Below are 14395 nucleotides of genomic sequence, written 5' to 3'. Positions count from 1 at the left end.
TTTACTTTATAAGAGTTATGCTTAAATGGCTACCTCTTTACCGAACAACTGCGTTAAATCACGTCGCGCAGCATCATCTAGAGACTGTTTATCGACTTTAATATAAGCAACTTGCTGGTCAGGCATCACCACAACTTCTTCGATACCACGAATTGCCAATAGCTGTGTGGTCCACTCATTCACCTGTTGCACTTGCGGCAATGGCAACACAATCGATGACAAATACCGCGGCTGAGCTAAACCAAAACTAATTAGCAACCATATTATAGCAATCCCTGCCAAGACACTCCATCCAATCGCAGTATTATGTAACATCAATAATTGACCACCTAGTGTGCCACCAAAAAAAGCGCCTAAAAACTGACTACTGGCATTTACGCCCATAGCAGTTGCTTTTGACTGGATTGGAGCAGACTTCGACAACCAAGAAGGTAATAAAGCCTCCATCACATTAAATGCAATAAAGAAAATACCTAAACCTGCAAGCAGAACATATTTTGATTGATAACCAAATATGAGCAGCAACAAACCTGCAATAATGCCTGTAATTGCCGTTAAGAAAATCCCGCGCATTTTGCGATATTTTTCAGCAATGATAATGCTTGGAAATGCAAAGAACAGGCTAATGACTAACAGGGGCAAATACACCAGACCATGACTTGCCAGAGGAATATGAGCGAACTCAATGAGTTGTGAAGGCACATAAATAAACATGGCTGTCAGTAATAAATGCAGTGCAAAAACCGAAACGTGTAAACGGTTTAAATCACCCATTTGAATGACTTGCTTAAGCTGTGCCATGTAGCCTTGCTGATAATTACGATGATGGCGAGTTACTTTAGGTACTAGCAATAACATCGCTATCGCAATCAAGCCCATAATAGTCGTCACAAAGAACAAACCAGAAATGCCGACAAGGCTTGTGAGCCAAGGCCCTAAACTAAAGGCCACTACAAAAGATAGCCCAATACTCATGCCCATCGCGGCCATGGCTTTAGTACGCTGCTCTTCGCGCGTCACATCGGCTAAAAGTGCCATCACAACAGCTGAAACTGCGCCAGCACCAGCGATAGCACGACCAATAATTACGCCATAAATCGTGTCAGATAAACCCGCAATTGCACCACCAATGGCAAAGAGTAATAGACCAAATACCACAAGTGGTTTACGGCTAAAACGGTCTGCTAGTAAGCTAAATGGAATTTGTAAAATCGCCTGACTTAAGCCATAGACGCCTACAGCCAAACCAATGAGTGCTGGAGTTGCATATTGATATGACTGCCCAACTACAGAAAAGACAGGAATAATCATGAACAAGCCCAACATGCGTAGTGCGAAAATACTACTTAAGGCAAAAGTTGAGCGACGTTCCAAAGCATTCATCATATCAATACACGTTATCAAACTAGGTAAATTATAAGCCGATTCGTTTCTAAAAATACGGAACACCTTATTTAAAATAACGATTTGGGCTTAAAAAAATAAAGAGGCATTTAGCCTCTTCATTCTATCGAACTTTACTGAAAATTAGCTTAAGGCGACTGTTGCTCACGCTTCGAATATTGAATTGAAGCAATGACAGCCCAAACAATAAACGCTACACCAATTAAACCAGTCACAACTTCAGGTACATGTACGCCTGTACCACTTGCAATCATAATGAATGCTAAAGCACCAATCGCATAATGCGCACCATGTTCTAAGAACACATAAGCATCTAGTGTGCCTTTTTCTACAAGGTAAACTGTCATTGAACGGACAAAAATAGCACCGATTGCAAGGCCCAGCATAATCACAACAACGTCGCTAGTAATTGCAAAAGCACCGATCACACCGTCAAAACTGAATGATGCATCTAATACTTCAAGATATAAGAAACCACCGATACCCGCTTTCACTACACCAGAAGCAGCACCTGATCCGTCTTTCATGACAGCATTGCCATCTTCATCAATTTCAGGTTCACCACCTAACATATGGCTTAATACTTCTACACCAATATAAACCACAATGCCCCAAATACCAGCCATAGTCACAACAAGGCGCTGAGATTCGTCAACGTTTGCTGCCATAATTAGCATTGCAATGAGAGCAATAAAGACAGACATTGCTGGTACGCTTGCTAAACTAGAAAGTTTAGCTTCAAGCCATCTGAACCAATGAGTTTCTTTCTCTTCATCAAAAAAGAAGTTCAAGAAAACCAATAGTAGGAATGTTCCACCAAAAGCAGAGATCTCGGCGTGGTGGGCCATTAATCGCTCAGAATACGTTTTTGGATCGTTGAGTGCCAATTTAGCCACTTCAATCATTCCCATATCTGCAGTAACGGCGACAATCGCCACTGGAAAAATTAAACGCATACCAAAAACGGCGATTAAAATACCAACCGTCAAAAAGAGCATTTTCCAGAACGGATCCCAATTACGTAGAACCGAGGCATTTACGACAGCATTGTCAAAAGATAAAGAGACCTCCATTACAGCTAAAATGGCTGTAATCGTTAAAGCTTTAAGCATGGTAGACACGCCCGCTTCAGGTCCATGGGTAAAACCCCAATACGCCGATAGTGCTAAACACACCACCGTGAAAAATATCGAAAATCGGAAATGCTTCATGGATCAGACCTATACCAAGAATAAATTTAATCTTTCTTAAAAACCGCCGCTATTATATCGATAATTCACCACAAAACGATGTCGTTTTGTGCCGTTATTACTGTTACTTTATCTATCTGTTTAATAAAGAAATTTATAATGTTTGATTAACTTGTTAATCGTGTTAAATATTTTCTTGCGATATATCTATCATTATTATTTTTGTATTTTAAAATTGATTTAAAATCTGGTTCAGCTGTCTTAAATTAAATGGAATGTTTTTATGCTTTTTTCTCAAGAACTTTGGCAACGCAATTTAAATTTATATCAAAAAATTTTAGACCTGCCTTTTAATCAGGAACTTGCTCACGGTACTTTAGATAAAGAAGCTTTTTGTCATTATGTGATTCAAGATGCTCAATACTTAGTGGCCTATGGTCGTGTGCTTGCTGTTGCAGCTGCGAAAGCTTTTGACGCTGACGATATTATGCAATTTTCAGATGCAGCTAAAATTGCGATTGTGGTTGAGCGCAGTTTGCATGATGACTTTATGAAAAACTTTGGGGTAACCAAAGAAGAATTTAAAAATACGCCGCTAACCTTGGCAGGCCACCACTACACTTCATTTTTAACAGCAACTGCTTGGTCTGAAAGCTATCCAGTTGTGCTTGCGGCCCTACTACCGTGTTTCTGGATTTATGCTGAAGTCGGTAAAGATATTGTAAATAAATCAATTCCAAATAACCCTTACCAAGCATGGATTGATACTTACGCTGGTGAAGAGTTTCATACAGCGGTTCGTAATGTGATTGCGACAGTAGATAAAGTTGCAGCACGTTGTGATGCAGATACTTTAGAAAAAATGCATGCAGCCTATACCATGGGTGCAAAACTTGAATGGTTATTTTGGGACAGTGCCTACCACAAAAGGCAATGGTTAGGTTTAGATCATATTTAAAACTTAAAAAGAATCGGTCAGATCGTTCAAGATGCTGACCGTTTTTAAAAAATGTGAGACAGATATGTATATCGGCGAATTAGCATCTTTAACTGGAGCCACTCCTAAAGCCATTCGGCATTATGAGAAATTAGGCTTACTACCAGTCGCAAAAAGAAAGGGAAATTATCGTGTTTATGAAGCACTGGATGTTCAAGCGGTTAAGATGATTCGCCTCGCGCAAGCTGTCGGATTTAGCCTTTCAGAACTGTATGACTTGTCAGCTTTAAAATATAAAAATAATCGTTTTCCTGTAGAAATTGCACAGCAGCTTATTCAAAAAAAGAATCAACAAATTATTGAGCAAAAAAAAGCGTTAAATCGTTTACAAGAAGATTTAAAGCAACTGGAAGATGAGATTATTCAGACTTATATTACCAATAAGATTTCTGCCTAAAACAGCTAGTTAAAATCTGCAAATAGCTTTCAAAATGAGTGCTTGACTCTGCCCTTAGGGACAAGGTTTATCGTAATGACTTCTTTTATTACGGACCAATAAAATGAGTGCTTATCTTTCTTTATTTAAATTTAAAAATTCAACAGCATTAATTACAGGCGCATCTTCAGGAATAGGCAAAGCCTATGCTCATAAACTTGCATCTTTAGGAATTCATTTAATTTTAACAGCACGCTCTGAGCAGAAACTAAATGATTTAGCCGATGGACTTAGAAAAACATATAACGTGAATGTTGAGGTGATCGTTTTAGATTTAGCTCAACCCAATTCAGCTCAGAGCTTATTTGATGAAGTGCAAGCTAGAAAATTATCGGTAGAGATTTTAATTAATAACGCAGGATTTGGAAAATGGACTAAATTTCTAGATCAATCTGTATCTATCTATCAAGAAATGATTACGCTAAATATCAGCAGCGTAACGTCTTTATGTTATCTATTTTTGCCCCACATGCTTACGAACAAAAAAGGCATCATGATTAATATTTCATCTACAGGTGCGTTTCAACCCCTGCCTTATATTGCTGTGTATGGGGCAACTAAATCTTATGTATTGCAATTTACTGAGGCTCTTGCAGGAGAATACGGCTCTTCAGGAGTTAAATTTCTGGCAGTTTGTCCAGGCAATACGGAAACCAATTTTACTCAGGTCGCTAATGCAAATACCAGCGGTATGAAAAGCTCTACAGTCGACGATGTTGTATCTGCAACAGTTAAAGCATTAGATAAGAATAAAGCAACGGTTGTAGTGGGTTGTAGCAATTATTTAACGTCTCAACTGCCACGAGTTCTATCTCGTAAAAAGATGATCAAATTAGTTGAAGGGATGCTCAGAACCCGCATTATCGAACCGTCATAAAGCTAGTTCAAATTAAAAGATTAAGAGATCTCTCTTAATCTTTTAATTTTGAAACAACTGCCATCCATAAATCAAACCTGCCGCGGCAACCACCCAACACAGTGTTGCCAAACCTAGACACGACCACATCGACATACGCGTTGCAAGCACATAAACGGCAACTAAATAAATAGCATAGGGAATAAGTGACCATAGACCAAACAGAGCCGTTTTTTGTAATGCCTCGGCACCTTTTTGCTGATAAACAATCACATGAGCAATCAAAGCGAATGTAGGAAAAAGCGGGACTAAACCTGCAATATAAAAGGCCTTACTTTTCGATAAAATTGAAATGATGAGGACAACCCCGGCCCCCAACATACACTTTAAAAATAACGCCCACATATTTAATCTAGATCCAACGCTTAACTATAAACTTCAATATTGTGCAGTTTGACTAAAGATACTTAAACCACAATCTGCTTGTGCTAAACGTCATCTGCAACCTGCCTATGATTATAAATGAATGTTTTTGCAAGAGAGTGGATAGATGATGTAAAACAACAGGTTTTGCCGATAACAATGGTTTTGGTTACTTTTGCCAAAACAAAAGTAACAGAATTAACTGATAGTATCTAATCTCACGGATTAAAGCTCCGTCGTGAAATTAAAAGTATTACCTAGATTTCATTTCATCATAAAAAATTAACAGCGACCAAAGCAATTAATGCTGGAACTGCCTGAATATAAATAATCTTTTTACTTGCAGTCAGACCGCCATAAACACCTGCAATCAGTACACAACCTAAAAAGAAATTGGCAATGGATGTCGCAAACGGTACATCAGCTAATAAAGACCAAAACAAGCCCGCTGCTAAAAAGCCATTATAAAGACCTTGGTTTTGTGCCATCACTTTGGTGAGTTTTGCTTTTTCGGCATTATTTCCAAAGGCTTTCATGCCATAAGGTTTGTCCCACAAAAACATTTCTAACACTAAAATATAGACATGTAGTATTGCGATAAGCGCAATTAAAATTTGTCCGATCATACAATTTTCCTTTTTATTTTAAAGATATGAAAAAAGATCAGTCTCTCGACTGATCTTTTAGTGTGTTACGGCTTTAACAATACTTTGCCTTGACGAGCACCTTGTGTTGCTCTTTGTGCGGCAGTTTTAATCTCATCAAAACTAAATACGCCTTCTACAGGCAAGATTAATTTTTTCTGAGTTGCTAACGTTAATAACTCAACAATCAGTTCCTTTTTACGAGCAGCAGGCATTTCTTTATTAACCACACTCGCCCAGAAACCTTTTACTGTCGCTTGTTTGAAAATCAAATCGCCCGATGAAATCTGCATGGTTTCACCAGTCATACTACCGAACGAAACGAACAGGCTATTTTCACTGAGTAAATTCAGCATTTCGCCACTTGCGGTTCCACCAATCGAGTCCACACCAGCAATTAAAGGCTGGTCACCGTGAATCTGTTTAACTTGCTCTTTCCAATTAGGCTGATCAGTTGCAACAACATGTTGAATGCCTAATGCTTGCATCTCGGCTATCGCGTCAGTACGACGAACTAAATTAATTACAGGTAAACCACGCGCCTGTGCAATCATCGCAACCGTTTTACCAACTGCACCATTCGCTGTGTTTTGAATGAGCCATTGACCCGTTTGAACATTTACAAAGTCGAGTAGCATGAGCGCACTAATTGGCATACCAATCAGCTGCGCTGCTGTTTCGTCATCAATTTCATTATTGAGTGGAATAATCCCTTGAGCAGGTGCAATAAAGTATTCAGCCCAACTACCATGCACAGCTGCCACTGCGATGCGCTGCCCTACTTGTACATGAGTAACGCCTTCACCCAACGCATCTACAATACCAACGGCTTCACTACCACCAATCGCAGGTAAAGTTGGCTTGTAGCCATAGCTTCCACGTACTGTCCATACATCATGATTATGCATTGGAGACATGATGGTTTTAATACGAACTTCGCCTGCTTTTGGCTCTGGCTTTGGCATATCCGCCTGCTCTAAAACGTCTACAGGCTCGCCAAAATTACGATGGATAATACTTCGCATGCTTTATTCCTCTATCGGTTTTATGAGTTGTTGAGTAGTTTCTAAGGCTAGATGGAGATGTGCTTTGTCTTGCGATAATTTTGTGAGTAAAGCAGCACCTAACCATAACTGATACATGACTTGCGCAGTTTTTAAAGGTTCAATATGTTTTGGAATTGATCCTTCTTGTTGCCCTTCTTTAAGCAGCAAAGCCAAACGTTGCGTTAGTTTGTGCACGCCATCATTAAGAATTTGGCGCATATCTTCTGACAAGTCAGAAACCTCTGCCGCTAACTTCACAATCAGACAGTTTTCAGCCCAACTACCGTTGACTGGATCATCAATCCACGCCTGCCATAGGGCTATTAAACGGGCATGAGCACTTTGCTCGCTGTCTTGCCAAAGTTGTTCCATACGAACTTTATAATCAGCCATATATTGCTCTAAGAGCGCACAGCCGAATGCCTCTTTCGAAGCAAAGTAGTGATAGAACGAACCTTTAGGTACGTCACAAGCCTTTAAGATTTCTTGTAAACCAACACCGACAAACCCTTTATGTAATACCAGCTCAAAACTGGTATCCAAAATATGTTGTCGCGTGGTTTCACTTTTATTTAATCGTTTCATGCATACATCATAAACAACTATTAGACCAGTCGTCTAGTAAAGTTATGTTGCTGGTTAAAATTTACTTAGAGTAGAAATCTGAAGTGAGGAATGTTAAAAATACAACCTGCTTATTTAAACAAATTTTGTCGATTGTCGTTTAACCGTCACAATTTGTCGCTTTAAATCATTTTGTACCACTTGAACAATTTTAAATCGTTATCATATATAGGGTCTGTTGTTTATAACCAGTCACACCTCTCTGTGACTGATCAATCAACACCTAAATTTTCATCAATACATAATTGAGATGTTTTATGAGCCAAAGTCATATCCGTATTCGAGGTGCACGTACCCATAATTTAAAAAATGTGTCTCTCGATATTCCACGCGACAAATTTGTGGTAATTACGGGGTTATCAGGTTCAGGAAAATCTTCTCTAGCCTTCGATACCCTGTATGCCGAAGGACAACGCCGTTACGTCGAATCGCTTTCAGCGTATGCCCGCCAGTTTTTATCGCAAATGGAAAAGCCTGAAGTCGACTCGATTGAAGGTTTATCACCAGCGATTGCCATTGAACAAAAATCTACCAGTCATAACCCACGTTCAACGGTTGGTACAATTACCGAAATTTATGACTATTTGCGTCTACTTTACGCACGTGTCGGTACGCCTTATTGCCCTGAACATGACTTGCCTATGGTTGCGCAAACCGTTTCTGAAATGGTCGATGCGGTAAAAACCCTTGAGGAAGGCACAGCACTCATGTTGCTTGCCCCTGTCGTTCGTGAACGTAAAGGTGAGTACAGCAATCTGTTCGAACAACTACAAGGTCAAGGTTTTGTTCGTGCCCGTGTTGATGGCGAAATCATTGATATTGATACACCACCAGAACTCGACAAAAAGAAAAAACACACCATCGAAGTTGTAGTTGACCGCTTCAAAGTACGTGAGGACTTAGGTAACCGTATTGCAGAATCATTTGAAACCGCACTACGTTTAGGTGGCGATATTGCAGTTTTATCATGGATGAATGGTGAACATCCTGATCGCGTTTTTTCTGCAAAGCACTCATGTCCTGAATGTGATCGCGCTGTCGCAGAGCTTGAACCACGTTTGTTTTCATTTAACAACCCGTTCGGTGCCTGCCCTGTTTGTGATGGTTTAGGTACACGCAGTCATTTTAGCTCTGAAAAGCTGATTCCAAATCCTGATCTTGCGATTAGTGAAGGTGCGATCCGTGGATGGGATCGCCAGCGCCCATATTATTATTCGATGCTGCAAAAAGTTGCAGATCATTTTGGTTTTCAACTTGATACGCCTTGGAACCAGCTCGATAAAGATACTCAAAAGAAATTCTTACAAGGTACAGGTAAAGAAAAAGTCGATTTAAGCTATATCGACGAACGTGGTCGTAAACACACTCGCGTACAACCTTTTGAAGGAATTTTGCCGCATCTTGAACGTCGTTACCGTGAAACTGAAAGTAACTATGTACGAGATGATTTAGCTCAATATCTCTCTAATGCCGCATGTGATGCATGTGATGGTTCACGTCTAAATGAAATTTCACGCAATGTCCGCGTAAAAGACAAAACCATTGCTGACATTACCCGTATGTCGATTGGTGATGCTGAAAGCTACTACCAAGGTTTAAATCTTGAAGGTGCTAAAGGCGAAATCGCAGATAAAATCTTTAAAGAGATTCGTGAACGTCTACACTTCCTGGTGAGCGTGGGACTTAACTATCTAAGTCTAGCTCGCTCTGCCGAAACCTTATCGGGCGGTGAAGCACAGCGTATCCGTTTAGCCTCACAAATTGGTGCAGGTTTAATGGGCGTCATGTATGTGCTCGATGAACCATCTATTGGTCTACATCAACGTGATAACGACCGTCTATTACAAACACTGATTCGCTTACGTGATTTAGGTAACACGGTATTAGTCGTTGAACACGATGAAGATGCAATCCGTGCTGCTGACCATATTATTGATATCGGTCCAGGTGCTGGGGTGCATGGTGGTGTGATTATTGCCGAAGGGACTTATGATGAATTGGCTAAACATACCGATTCTCTTACAGGACAATACCTTTCTGGCAAACTCAAAATTGAAGTACCCAAAAAACGTACTCAATCACCACGTCCAGATGAAGTCATCAAACTTTCAGGTGCAGCAGGTCATAACTTAAAAAATGTCGACTTAACGATTCCGCTTGGCATTATGACCTGCGTAACCGGGGTTTCAGGTTCGGGTAAATCGACGTTGATTAACCGCACATTACTTCCATTGGCTGCGACGCAGCTTAACGGTGCAACGACATTAACGGCTGAGAAGTTTGACTCGATTGATGGTCTTCAACATCTCGATAAAGTTGTCGATATTGACCAAAGCCCAATTGGACGCACACCACGTTCAAATCCTGCAACGTATACAGGGTTATTTACACCAATCCGTGAATTATTTGCGCAAACACCAGAGGCAAAAGCCCGTGGTTATAGTGCAGGCCGTTTCTCGTTTAACGTAAAAGGTGGACGCTGTGAAGCGTGTGAAGGCGACGGTATGATTAAAGTCGCAATGCACTTCTTACCAGATATGTATGTGCCTTGCGATGCATGTCATGGCAAACGTTATAACCGTGAAACGCTTGAAGTCGGCTATAAAGGCAAAAACATTTCTGATGTTTTAGAAATGACTGTTGAAGATGCTGCAGAGTTCTTTAGTGCAATTCCAGTGATTCATCGCCGCTTAGAAACCTTAACTCAGGTGGGCTTAGGCTATATCCGTTTAGGTCAAGCTGCTACCACTCTCTCTGGTGGTGAAGCACAACGGGTAAAACTCGCACGTGAGTTAGCAAAACGAGATACAGGCAAAACTTTATATATCTTGGATGAGCCAACAACAGGTCTACATTTCCATGATATTGCCAAGTTACTCGATATTTTGCATGAGCTACGCAATAAGGGTAATACCATTGTAGTGATTGAACATAACCTTGATGTGATTAAAACAGCGGACTGGGTTGTCGACTTAGGCCCTGAAGGTGGTTCAGGCGGTGGTATGATCATTGCCGAAGGAACACCGGAACAAGTGGCCGAGGTTGAGATTTCCCATACAGGCCGTTTCTTAAAGCCGATGTTGAAGCAATAAAATAAAAAGCCGGAAATCATTTCCGGCTTTTTTATCCCTCAACTGCATTTCGCCCTTTGGCTTTAGCTTTTAAGAGTGAGTTGTCAGCCTTCTCTAAAAGCTCAATCCAATTCGCTGCGCCTATAGCAAAACCAATACTTACAGACACATGCAATTTTTCTTCTGTACCAGATAAATCAATCTCTTCTAAAGAAATCGCCATTCGAATTTTCTCTGCTAATAGACGGACATCTACAAATTGCATCTGCTCTAGCAATATTAAAAATTCATCTCCCCCATAACGAACAATTAAATCCGAACTTCGGATATTTTGCTTTAATTGCTCGGCAATACTGACAATGACGCGGTCACCAACAATATGCCCATAGCGGTCATTCACCTGTTTAAAACGATCTATATCAATAATCATTAAGCAGGTCTGCGTAAATTTTTGAGGATAACTTTCAACGATTTTTAAATATTCAGATAAAGCCAAACGGTTAGACACACCAGTAAGTGGGTCAGTATTCGCAATATTCTTCAATTGAAATTCAAAAGCATCTCTTTGTTGCAACATACGCTGCAATCGGTCTATCGCTTCAAACAAAGAAAAAAATTCACCTTTTGTGGTGACATTCATCTCATCTTTACAATGATCTGAACTATGCGATAAATCTAAAATTAAAGTTCTCGCTTTAATTAAAGGAGAAAATACACGTCTTTGGGCATATATCAGAGTAAGTAATGCTGTAGCCAAAGAAATTAGAGAAATAAATAAAGTTAAAAAGAAATCATTTCGAGCAATTGCATTTTCTTGAGTGGCTATGACTACACTCTCATCAAGAATATAACTTTGTAAATCAACTACAGTGGTAAATTTACCTACGATTGCTTCGGTTAACTGTGTACCACTTAAAAAATATGGCTCATCCTTTTGGCTTTCTTCTAATAGCTTTTCTACAATTGGAATACCCTGATCTATAAACTCTGTTTTCACACGTGAATATAATCGACGATATTCTGGAGTTTTTGCCTGTTCAGGCTGCAAAGTATCAACCAATATCCATAAATATCTAGCTTGATGCTGAGTTTGTAGAGAACGTGCCCGATTATTACTTGGAATCTCTTCATTAAAACTTACAGGGGCAATAATATTAGATGCCATACGCCCAGCCTGATCACGCATATCAGTCAGAACAATAATCAGCGTAAAGTAATTAGAAATACGACTATCTTTACTTTTTAACTGCAACATCAATTTTTGCAATATTTCCCTACATTGATCCCACGCTCCAAACATTCCTAAAATAGCGTTATCCATTTGAACGGAAGTTCTGGCTGCATATGGAGTTTCACCATAATAATCAACTACATGTCGAGCTTGTTTGAGATTTTCCTTTAAACTGGTTTGCAACTCATTGGCTAATGAGACATAACCTGCTTGTTTTAAAATAAGAATGCTTGTATCAATTTGCTCATCGACAATTAAACGAAATTTTTTTAATTCTTGCTGATTCTTTAATAAATCGTGAGGACCACTCGACATCATTTTGTTAGCGGGAGCACGTTCCTTCGAAATTTTATAGGCAATATCAGCAACTGCTCTTAAACTTTTTATTTCGGCTAGGGCTTGTCTAGTTTTTATATAATCCTGATAGCTTCCCACAATAAGAGGTATTGCCATGAATAATAAGGACAAAATTATAACCAGCATAAAAAAGAACAGTCGATTACTAATATGCTCTGAACGTAATCCTGACATTTCTAGCTGGTACTCCGTAAATGTCCTGCCATTTTTACTACGATATAAATTAGGCTTAAATCCATCCTAGCATTTTAATAACTAGAATTTCATCAATAATCCCTTCATTTCTCTTTTAATAATTATACGATCCCCCCCATTCTCAGCTTAAATGAAAAATCAGAATCGAAAAATCAAATGATTTTTATAAAAAAACTCTATTTTACAGATTAAAGTTTTTTAGTAATGATAATAAATATATTCACTTGTCCTCTTGGATGTCTCTCCCAGCATCCACTGCCCAGCTTAAAGCTGGGTTCTTTTTGATCTATTGTTTTTAAAATAAAATTCACGTAATTCATAATGTAGTTTTTAGATTTTCTTACAGATAAAAAAAAGCTCAACCTTGGGGAAAGCTGAGCTCGTAAAATCTGATGTGACATACACATCGTATCTGGGCAAGCACTTTAAATCCTAAAAACGTTAGGTAGTGAACTTTGCCATTGAATTATGTGATTTATCTCTACTTTTGTAAAGTTGATTAAATTAATCAGAATTAAAATTTTAATCGTTTTTTTAACTTAAAATATAGATTCCTTTTACTTTATTCACTTATATAATAATTAAGAATAGTTAAATTTTTTAGTTAAACTTATCGGAATATTGTTAACTATTCCTCAAAATAAAATAAATTTGATAATAAAATGACGATTTTTTATTCACTTTGTAAACAAAGCTATACTTTTACCAATGTTAAAACCGATCAATACAATCAGTTTTTCCAATTACAATTGTAATATCTTTTTAACATTTAGTTGTTAATTCTCAATGAAATATAATTATTAGCTTATTGTAAATGTTCATTTTTTTATCAGGTTGACAATTTACTTTTCATTTGATTAATTTTTCACCATTTTTAACATAAGTGTCAAATATCTTTAACATTACCTTTTCTACATTATTGACTTCATAAATTGTTACAATACAATGGCCCCAGCTTTATCTCTTGTTAATGCTGGAAATGATTATGAAAAAACTTGGTTTAGCCACTGCTGTATTATTAGCCATGACCGGTGCTCATGCTTATCAATTTGAAGTTCAAGGTCAATCTGAATATGTTGACACAACTGCAAACGATAAAAACTTCACTGGTACTGCTCAAGGTACTTATTACTTAAAAAATGTAGATGCTTCTAAAGGTCCTTTAGCTGAAGCAGCTTTCTTAAACCAAGCATCTAACGTTTCTGTTGCTTATAACTATATCAAGTATGATGAGAAAGACACTGTAAATGTTGAATCTCATACTTATGGCGTTAAAGGTGAAGCATACCTTCCAACTCCTTACTTACCAGTTTATGCTAGCGCTTCTTACAATCACACTATCAATGATTTTAAAGATGGTGAAAGCGATGACAATGGTGACCGTTACGCATTAGAAGCTGGTGCAATGTTGCTACCTAACTTCTTAGTTGCTGTTGGTTATACAAGTGTTGCAGATCAAATTTCTTTAGATGCTTTCGGTGTAAATAAATACGGAATCGCTAAAGCAGTTGGTGAATCAGTTGCTATTGATGAAAAACAAGATGCTGTAACTGCTCGTACTAAATATGTTGGCAACATCGATGGCACTAACATGGCTATTGGTTTTGAAGCATTTGGTGTATTTGCTGAAGACAATGCTTACGGTATGAAAACTGATCTTTACGTAACTCCTAAGTTAAGTGTTGGTGCATCTTTTGCTGATGTAGCTGCATTTAATTCTGGTTACGACCATGTTTGGGGTGGTCACACTCAATACTTCATCACTCCTGCTGTAGCAGTTGGTGCTGACTTCGTTAAAGCAAATGCGAAAGATGGCAACCAACGTGATACACAAACTATCGGCTTAAATGCTAAATTCCGTTTCTAATTTAAATTAGAAATTGAATGTAAAAAAAGGACTCATTTGAGTCCTTTTTTTACG

At 38.6% G+C, this 14395-nt stretch carries 12 protein-coding genes; 5 read left to right on the top strand and 7 right to left on the bottom strand.

Translation table 11 applies throughout. The features are described 5' to 3' along the window. Nucleotides 1–21: 21 nt before the first annotated feature. Together HLV59_RS00990 and HLV59_RS00985 are read right to left on the bottom strand one after the other, a co-directional pair. Nucleotides 22–1386 carry an MFS transporter gene (locus tag HLV59_RS00990; RefSeq protein WP_005078603.1) on the bottom strand — a complete coding sequence of 455 codons (1365 nt, stop codon included), beginning with the start codon at nt 1384–1386 and terminating at the stop codon, nt 22–24. A gap of 146 nt (nt 1387–1532) precedes the next feature. Beyond that, on the bottom strand, nt 1533–2615 hold the full coding sequence (locus tag HLV59_RS00985) for a DUF475 domain-containing protein (protein ID WP_031949587.1): 1083 nt from the start codon (nt 2613–2615) through the stop codon (nt 1533–1535). Between the two features lie 262 nt (nt 2616–2877). Here HLV59_RS00985 and tenA point away from each other — a divergent pair, with 262 nt between their 5' ends. The 3 genes from tenA (at nt 2878) to HLV59_RS00970 (ending at nt 4904) form a co-directional block, all read left to right on the top strand. Continuing rightward, the gene (tenA, locus tag HLV59_RS00980; protein ID WP_057106279.1) at nt 2878–3552 is read left to right on the top strand and encodes a thiaminase II; all 675 of its coding nucleotides are present in this window, start codon (nt 2878–2880) and stop codon (nt 3550–3552) included. 64 nt (nt 3553–3616) lie between these two features. After that, nucleotides 3617–3988: a MerR family transcriptional regulator gene (locus tag HLV59_RS00975; RefSeq protein WP_016143748.1), complete on the top strand. Its 372-nt coding sequence runs from the start codon at nt 3617–3619 to the stop codon at nt 3986–3988. A gap of 103 nt (nt 3989–4091) precedes the next feature. Further along, on the top strand, nt 4092–4904 hold the full coding sequence (locus HLV59_RS00970) for an SDR family NAD(P)-dependent oxidoreductase (RefSeq protein ID WP_171429127.1): 813 nt from the start codon (nt 4092–4094) through the stop codon (nt 4902–4904). A 42-nt stretch (nt 4905–4946) separates the two neighbouring features. Here HLV59_RS00970 and HLV59_RS00965 read toward each other — a convergent pair whose 3' ends face one another. From HLV59_RS00965 to HLV59_RS00950, 4 genes are all read right to left on the bottom strand, one after another. Further along, nucleotides 4947–5288: a GlpM family protein gene (locus HLV59_RS00965; RefSeq protein ID WP_016143750.1), complete on the bottom strand. Its 342-nt coding sequence runs from the start codon at nt 5286–5288 to the stop codon at nt 4947–4949. Nucleotides 5289–5578: 290 nt separating this feature from the next. Further along, nucleotides 5579–5932 (bottom strand): DUF1304 domain-containing protein, encoded by a 354-nt coding sequence (locus HLV59_RS00960; protein WP_057106277.1) that lies wholly within the window; start codon nt 5930–5932, stop codon nt 5579–5581. Nucleotides 5933–5997: 65 nt separating this feature from the next. Next, nucleotides 5998–6975, bottom strand: coding sequence for a zinc-binding dehydrogenase (locus tag HLV59_RS00955; protein ID WP_171429125.1), 978 nt, complete (start codon nt 6973–6975; stop codon nt 5998–6000). A 3-nt stretch (nt 6976–6978) separates the two neighbouring features. Further along, on the bottom strand, nt 6979–7581 hold the full coding sequence (locus HLV59_RS00950) for a TetR/AcrR family transcriptional regulator (RefSeq protein ID WP_171429123.1): 603 nt from the start codon (nt 7579–7581) through the stop codon (nt 6979–6981). A gap of 296 nt (nt 7582–7877) precedes the next feature. Between HLV59_RS00950 and uvrA the strand changes: the two genes are divergently transcribed. Further along, entirely contained in the window at nt 7878–10712 is a 2835-nt protein-coding gene (gene uvrA / locus HLV59_RS00945) for an excinuclease ABC subunit UvrA (RefSeq protein ID WP_061874399.1), read from the top strand. 31 nt (nt 10713–10743) lie between these two features. Here the strand turns inward: uvrA and HLV59_RS00940 are convergent, their stop codons facing one another. After that, nucleotides 10744–12453, bottom strand: a complete 1710-nt coding sequence (locus tag HLV59_RS00940) for a GGDEF domain-containing protein (protein ID WP_031949595.1) — start codon at nt 12451–12453, stop codon at nt 10744–10746. A 1006-nt stretch (nt 12454–13459) separates the two neighbouring features. On the opposite strand from HLV59_RS00940, the gene omp33-36 reads away from it, so the two are divergent. Continuing rightward, complete coding sequence (gene omp33-36, locus HLV59_RS00935) at nt 13460–14341, top strand: porin Omp33-36 (RefSeq protein WP_031949596.1); 882 nt, start codon at nt 13460–13462, stop codon at nt 14339–14341. The last annotated feature ends 54 nt before the right edge of the window (nt 14342–14395 follow it).

The sequence above is a fragment of the Acinetobacter lactucae genome (assembly GCF_013122135.1).
GTDB lineage: Bacteria > Pseudomonadota > Gammaproteobacteria > Pseudomonadales > Moraxellaceae > Acinetobacter > Acinetobacter lactucae.
Note: the sequence above shows the minus strand (reverse complement) of the source record. Positions and strands in the feature narration are given on the sequence as shown.

Bases quoted from the DNA above. Each gene is read 5' to 3' on its own strand.
- HLV59_RS00990 (WP_005078603.1), bottom strand. From the start codon at position 1,386: ATGATGAATGCTTTGGAACGTCGCTCAACTTTTGCCTTAAGTAGTATT.
- HLV59_RS00985 (WP_031949587.1), bottom strand. From the start codon at position 2,615: ATGAAGCATTTCCGATTTTCGATATTTTTCACGGTGGTGTGTTTAGCA.
- tenA (WP_057106279.1), top strand. From the start codon at position 2,878: ATGCTTTTTTCTCAAGAACTTTGGCAACGCAATTTAAATTTATATCAA.
- HLV59_RS00975 (WP_016143748.1), top strand. From the start codon at position 3,617: ATGTATATCGGCGAATTAGCATCTTTAACTGGAGCCACTCCTAAAGCC.
- HLV59_RS00970 (WP_171429127.1), top strand. From the start codon at position 4,092: ATGAGTGCTTATCTTTCTTTATTTAAATTTAAAAATTCAACAGCATTA.
- HLV59_RS00965 (WP_016143750.1), bottom strand. From the start codon at position 5,288: ATGTGGGCGTTATTTTTAAAGTGTATGTTGGGGGCCGGGGTTGTCCTC.
- HLV59_RS00960 (WP_057106277.1), bottom strand. From the start codon at position 5,932: ATGATCGGACAAATTTTAATTGCGCTTATCGCAATACTACATGTCTAT.
- HLV59_RS00955 (WP_171429125.1), bottom strand. From the start codon at position 6,975: ATGCGAAGTATTATCCATCGTAATTTTGGCGAGCCTGTAGACGTTTTA.
- HLV59_RS00950 (WP_171429123.1), bottom strand. From the start codon at position 7,581: ATGAAACGATTAAATAAAAGTGAAACCACGCGACAACATATTTTGGAT.
- uvrA (WP_061874399.1), top strand. From the start codon at position 7,878: ATGAGCCAAAGTCATATCCGTATTCGAGGTGCACGTACCCATAATTTA.
- HLV59_RS00940 (WP_031949595.1), bottom strand. From the start codon at position 12,453: ATGTCAGGATTACGTTCAGAGCATATTAGTAATCGACTGTTCTTTTTT.
- omp33-36 (WP_031949596.1), top strand. From the start codon at position 13,460: ATGAAAAAACTTGGTTTAGCCACTGCTGTATTATTAGCCATGACCGGT.